The organism is Candidatus Obscuribacterales bacterium (genome assembly GCA_036703605.1).
Classification (GTDB): domain Bacteria; phylum Cyanobacteriota; class Cyanobacteriia; order RECH01; family RECH01; genus RECH01.
In genome coordinates this window covers 1-6,455 of record DATNRH010000472.1, presented here as the reverse complement: position 1 = coordinate 6,455, position 6,455 = coordinate 1, and the positions used below count along the sequence as shown (strand labels likewise).

At 53.3% G+C, this 6,455-nt stretch carries 3 protein-coding genes; 2 read left to right on the top strand and 1 reads right to left on the bottom strand.

Annotated features, from left to right (window positions below):
* Positions 1-114: 114 nt before the first annotated feature.
* On the bottom strand, positions 115-3,663 hold the full coding sequence (locus tag V6D20_10105; protein ID HEY9816132.1) for an EAL domain-containing protein: 3,549 nt from the start codon (positions 3,661-3,663) through the stop codon (positions 115-117).
* Between the two features lie 303 nt (positions 3,664-3,966).
* On the opposite strand from V6D20_10105, the gene V6D20_10100 reads away from it, so the two are divergent.
* Together V6D20_10100 and V6D20_10095 are read left to right on the top strand one after the other, a co-directional pair.
* Positions 3,967-5,172, top strand: a complete 1,206-nt coding sequence (locus V6D20_10100) for a glutathione S-transferase family protein (GenBank protein HEY9816131.1) — start codon at positions 3,967-3,969, stop codon at positions 5,170-5,172.
* A 62-nt stretch (positions 5,173-5,234) separates the two neighbouring features.
* Positions 5,235-6,431 carry a tetratricopeptide repeat protein gene (locus tag V6D20_10095; protein ID HEY9816130.1) on the top strand — a complete coding sequence of 399 codons (1,197 nt, stop codon included), beginning with the start codon at positions 5,235-5,237 and terminating at the stop codon, positions 6,429-6,431.
* The last annotated feature ends 24 nt before the right edge of the window (positions 6,432-6,455 follow it).

Below are 6,455 nucleotides of genomic sequence, written 5' to 3'. Positions count from 1 at the left end.
GTAGAGCTTGAATGAAAAAGCGATAGAAATTGAATTAAAAAGCGATCGCTCTGATGTTTCAAGCTCTATTACCCTTTGACTACAAGTTCATACCTAAACGTAGTGGTCAATCTTTTAGAGTAAAGTGCGTTGATGCTTGGCTAATAGCCTTTCCGCGTCGTCGTCCGGCAACGGTCGCGATGCTAGGTAGCCTTGCCCAAACTGGTATCCAAGATGCTGTAATTGTTGAAGCTGCTCCCGCGTCTCAATTCCCTCAGCGATCGCTTCTAGACCAAGCTGATTGCTGAGCGCGACAATGGTTTCCACAATTTGATAGTTACGCTGGCCACTTTGCATCGCGTCCACAAAAGAGCGATCGACTTTGAGATTGTCTACCGGTAGGCGATGCAGATAATTGAGGGATGAGTAGCCTGTACCAAAATCATCAATGCTAATCTGGATATTGCGTTCTTTAATGCTTCTTAGTATGTCAATCGTGGCTTCAACATCATCAATCAACATACTTTCAGTAATTTCCAGGGTCAAGCAATGCCCTGCTAGGTGCGTTGTGGCCAGAACCCGATCGATTTTACTCAGTAAGTCGGGCTGTTTTAAGTCCTGAACAGAAAGATTGACGCTGACCTTCATATGCTCCATCGCGGGAAACTTAGCTTGCCATGTCGCCAGTTGATGACAGGCCTGATGCAGTGCCCAATCATCAATGAGGGTAATTAGGCCGATTTCTTCAGCAACTGCAATGAAGTCTCCCGGAGACTTGAGACCTTGAGAAGGATGCTGCCAGCGAATGAGGGCTTCAAATCCCGTTAAACATTCGTTATCTAAGGCGAAAATAGGCTGGTAGTACAGCACAAACTCCTGACGATCAATGGCTTGCCGCAGATCATGTTCCAAATGTAGGCGCTGCATGGCCTGTCGATGCATGTCGGCGTCAAAAATTTCATAACGAGCTTTGCCATTCATTTTGGCCCGATACATGGCAATGTCAGCATCCCGCAGCAGGTGAGACGCTTGCTGATAGGTTTTGTTGCCGAGGACAATGCCAATGCTCGACGTTACATACACATCTCGTCCTTCAATCGTGAGGGGCGATCGCAATTCAGAAAAGATACGTTCTGTGGCATGAACAACCTCTTGAATGCCCTCTACACTTTCCAGCAGCAGGACAAATTCATCGCCCCCCAACCGCACCACCAGATCCGTTGCTCGCACAATCGACTGCAAGCGTTGGGCGATCGCTATGAGGAGTTGATCGCCCGCTAGGTGCCCCAAGCTATCGTTGACCACCTTAAAGCGATCTAAGTCTAGAAATAGCACCGCATATTGATAATGGTCTAGGCGACGAGCTTGGTGGATGGATAAGGCTAGTCGTTCCATCAGCCAATTGCGATTGGGGAGGCCCGTCAGCGAATCATGCAAAGCATCGTAGCGCAGACGTTCTTGCACTTGAATTCGTTCGGTGACATCTCGGGACGTAGTTTGCAACTGGATAATAGTTCCTGTCGCATCTAAAATGGGGCGAGTTAATGTTTCAAACCAGATGTAATGCCCAGCTCGATGGCGCATGCGATAGGTAACTGGTGTGGATTTACCTGAGACAGCTACAGCCCGACTCTCTTGATAGACGCGATCGCAATCCTCTGGATGGAGAAACATCGAGGGTTTTTGCCCCACCATGTCTTCATACTGATAGCCCAAGAGGTTTTCACAGGACGGGCTGACGTAGATATATTCACCATCCAGTTCATGGAGACAAACGAGATCATTGGTATTTTCTGCTAACAGCCGGTAGCGAGCTTCACTGTCTCGTAGCGCAGCTTCCGCATATTGTTGCTCCGCCTCACCCCGTTTGCGATCGCTGATATCAATGATCAAGCCATCCCAACTAATATCGCCATTGGCATGGCGTGTTGGTCGAGCGATGCCCTGCAACCATTTTAGCTGCCCATCGGCTGTGATAATGCGATACTGGCACTCCCAGGTTTGCAAGGTTTGTTCAGAGAGGATAAAAGACTCCTGGAGCATCGAGGCATCATCGGGATGGGTCATGGCTGAGATGATCTGAGGATTTTGCAACGCCTGATCGGGGTCGATGCCATAGAGTTCCCGAAAGCCAGAACTAATATAGGCATAGTAATCTGAGCCATCAGAGCAGATACGATAGCCATAGATGACGCCGGGCACATTGTCTGCCATAGTTTGAAAGCGCCCTTCGCTTTCTCGGAGCGCCGCTTCAGCACGGCAGCGCTCTGCCAACTCATCCTGCACCTGTTGGGATAAGATAGCCTGCTGGATAGCTACCTCAAGCTGATCGGCCATCGCCTGGGCCAGATCCCGTTGCTCTGGGTGCCAGATGAAGGGCTGTTGATCGGTATAGAGGACAAAACTTCCCCATAGACGGCCATCCACAACGAGGGGAATTAGCAGCCAAGCGCCAGATGGGAACAAGGTCAGATCTGGATACGTGTCATCTATATTCATGTCATCCACCTGCACAACCTGGAATTGCTGGAGGCGATCGCTCCAAGGAGCATGGTGACCTATCCTATCTAATGTCCAGGCAGGGAGCTGATCGGGATGGCTACAGTAGTCTGCCAGGGTTTGCCAGGGTTCTTGCTCGGCTTGATACTGAATGACACCGCACCTAGAACAGTTCAATAGCTGGATTGTTTCTTGGGTGGCTAGGGTAAAAATTTGATCTAGGTCAACCGTTGAGCGAATGGCCTGGAGCACCCGATTCATCGCCTGTTCACGGTGGAGTTGCTTCTGGATCGCGGTAACGTCCCGTCCTACGGATTGAATTTCCACCAATTGCCCATGGTCGAAAATTCCTAAATTAATCCACTGCGTCCAGCCGATTTGACGATCCGATCGCTGATCGCGATTCATATTTTCAAAGGTAGGATGCTCTGGAGTCAGTCCCGCAATTTTGTGATGGATTGTATCAAGATCGTCCGGCGGCACAAAGTCACTCCATCGTAGACCTAGAACCTCTCCTAACGGTAGACCGAGGGCAGAGCAGAGTGCTTCGTTGGCAAAGGTGATCGTGGTATCTGGCAGCGATCGCAAAATAAGATCGGTTTGGGCTTGGATGACTTGGCGATAGAAGCGATCGCGGGTTTGTCTGGTATTTTCAAGAACTTGCCGTTCCAAGTCTCGACGTTTGCGATCGCTGATGTCTTGAAAGGCAACAATCGCGTAGACTACCTGCCTTTGGTCATCAAAAATCGGTGTTGCCCACATATCTAAGGGAATGGTGCTATCGGGGCGACGGATTTCCAGATCATCCACCCACACGGTTTCTCCCTGTAGGGCGCGGCTGACGGGTAAGTCTTCTAGGGGATAAACGATCTGCCGTGACCCATGATAGAGGTGTAGAGCATGAGACAACTCCGAGAGAGAACTATCCAGCAAGCGATCGCCGCCCCAGAGCGATCGCCCCACTTGATTCACGTAAACCAGCTTCCCTGTTGCATCATGTACGGCAATGCCGATGGGGGTTGCCTCTAGAAACTGCAGCAGACGATGGTCGCTCTGGGACGTCTCACCCTGCGAGAATGACTGCGCGTTGAGCAACGAGGTTACCAGCATTTTCACGGACTCTGGTGTGTTGTCCCAGTCGGTGGAAGGAACCTGCTCAATAGATTGGGGAGAAGGATGATCCATGATCTCAGCAGGGGCAAGGGATGGTTTGTATTAGATGCTCTATATTAGATGCTTTGTATCAACTGTAGCTTTTCTTGCTTTCTAATGCTGTTGCCGATTACGTATCGTTGGCTCTGTAGATGTTCTGATGGTCTGAGTAGCCGAAGGTGAAGAGCTGCTACTAAAGAGTATAGGCAGCATTCTCTAGGATAGGTGCCACGCCGTTTCCTGCTACTCTATCTATTCACCAGGATGCAGCGCTACACTGACGTATGAGACCAGCCCTGATCTGCTGACTCTGGTTGTATTGCAAGGACAAGTCCCATGACCGTCGCCCCTCTAAGCTGGGCAGAACTGGAGGCTCTGACGATCGCTCAGGTCGATCCGGTTTCTGGCCCCACCAATGCTCAAGCTCAGCTACGCCTGTTTGGTGCGGCTGAATCGGATATCCGGGTCACCCTTTACCGCGATAACCATGCCTGGTGCCCCTACTGTCAAAAGGTGTGGCTATGGCTAGAAGAACAGCACATTCCCTACCGGGTCAAAAAAGTGACCATGTTTTGCTACGGGGAAAAGGAACGCTGGTATAAAGATCTGGTTCCGTCGGGCATGTTGCCAGCGCTGTCCCTCGACGATCGCATAATCACCGAAAGTGACGATATTTTGCTGGCCTTGGAGCAGACGTTTGGCCCCCTCACCCAGGGCTTGGAAGACGCTGCTGTTCTTCCCCTGCGCCGGCTAGAGCGCTTACTGTTTCGGGCTTGGTGTGCCTGGCTATGCTATCCCACCACCTCATCCCGGCAGGAGGAGCGCAACCGCAGTCAGTTTATCGCCGTGGTCGCTAAGGTGGAGCAGGCCCTAGCCAGCACCCCTGGCCCTTACTTTCTGTCTGAGTTTGGCAGTGCGGATGTCATCTTCACGCCCTATGTGGAACGGATGAACGCCAGCTTGTTCTACTACAAAGGCTATTCTTTGCGGGAGGAGAATCCTAGGCTATCCGACTGGTTTGATGCCATGGAAAGCCGGCCGACCTATCGAGGCACCCAAAGCGATTTCCATACCCATGTCCATGATCTGCCTCCCCAGATGGGCGGCTGCTGGGAGAATGATCACCCTCAAACGCGGATCAACCAAATGCGGGTGGATCAGGGCCCATGGATGGGGTTGCCGGATGTCACCTATCCCGAACCGGAAACCTCTCGGGCGGAGGCTTTGCATCGGGTGCTGAAACATAGGGCCAGTATTATTCAGGTCAATCCGGCGGACGATACGTCCTTTGATACGGCGCTGCGCTGTGCCCTCACCCATTTGATGACCGGGGCTGTTTGTCCGCCACCCCCCGGCTCTGACCTCTCGCTGCGCTATTTGCGCGACCGCATCAGTGTACCTCGGGATATGTCTATCTACGCTGCCAAACGCCTGCGGGAGTCCCTAGAAGCGACGGCAGCGATCGCCGGCGATCGGCAAGGGCCAGCCATTCCAAAGCAGCATCGACGGGATCAAAATCCAGCCGAGTTTGCGCGATCGTGAGCGATCGCCCTTCCTTGCCCCAACGGCTATAATCCAGATGAGCCTGTGATTGAGGTTGTGCTATGTCCACCGCCCATTTCCCGATTCCGGAGCCCAATGCTGAGCAGTTGATGCAGCAGGGGCAGGCCTGCTTAGCAGCGGGAGACATGACCGGGGCGATCGCTCACTTTAGCGCTGCTTTACAGCATCAGCCCACCCCCGAACGTTTTCTAAAGCGGGCCTCGGCTTATCTCAGCCTCAAGACCAGCGCCGCTGCTATTTTGGATGCCCAGTGTGCCACGCAGCTCGATCCCTCCATGGCGATCGCTCACCATTTATTGGCGAAGGCCCATGCCATGGCGGGTCACGTTGACGAGGCGATCGCCGCCTATAAGCAAGCTGCCCACCTGTATCTCAACCAAGCTGATGCCGACAGCGCCAAGGCCTGCATCGCCCAGATTGATCGGCTCCGAGCGTCGGTTTTGCCCCCACCGTCCCCATCGCCCCCACCCTCCCAACCCACCGCTCAGCCCCTGATCTCCCCCGAAGCCTTCCTAGAGCAAGCGTTGACCAAGATGGAGCAGCGGAACTACCCGGGAGCGATCGCTGACCTGAGCTGGCTGCTGAAGTTTGAGCCAGACCAGGCCGATGTGCTGTGCAAACGCGCCTACGCCTACGCTAAAACAGGACAGGCCCAGGCCGCGATCCAAGACCTAGCCAAGGCGCTCAGCCTTGACCCTGAGAATCCGAATAGCATTAAACAGCGGGGCATTGTGCGCCTAATCTTGGGGGATGGACGCGGTGCCGTGCAGGACTTCAGCCAACTGCTGCGTAACGGGGGCGATCCACGGTTGCTGTTGTCCCAGCGGGCCAAGGCCTATGCCCAGATGCAGGCCTGGGATGATGCCTTCAAAGACTATGCCAATGCCCTGGGGTTTGAGCCAGACAATCCCGACCTCTATGCTGGACGGGCGGCGGTGTGGGAGGCCAAGGGCGATCGCGAAGAAGCGCTGAAGGATTATCAACAGGCCGCTACCCTCTGGCTGAATCGGGGGCAGTGGACATCCTACCAAACGATGCAAGATCGAATTCAGGGCCTGCAGTCGAAGGGGAAGTCCAATGCCCTGCGTCTACCGATTAAATATAAGGTAGCGAATTGCCCCGTGGTGGATGTGGTGCTGAATGGTGATTATCGGTTCAACATGATCCTGGATCCGCAGTTCAGCCTGACGCTGATTTCTCCCCTGATTGCCGTGACCGGTCACCGGAGCCGGGCGTGAACAACCCTGAAACCGTGATCTCAT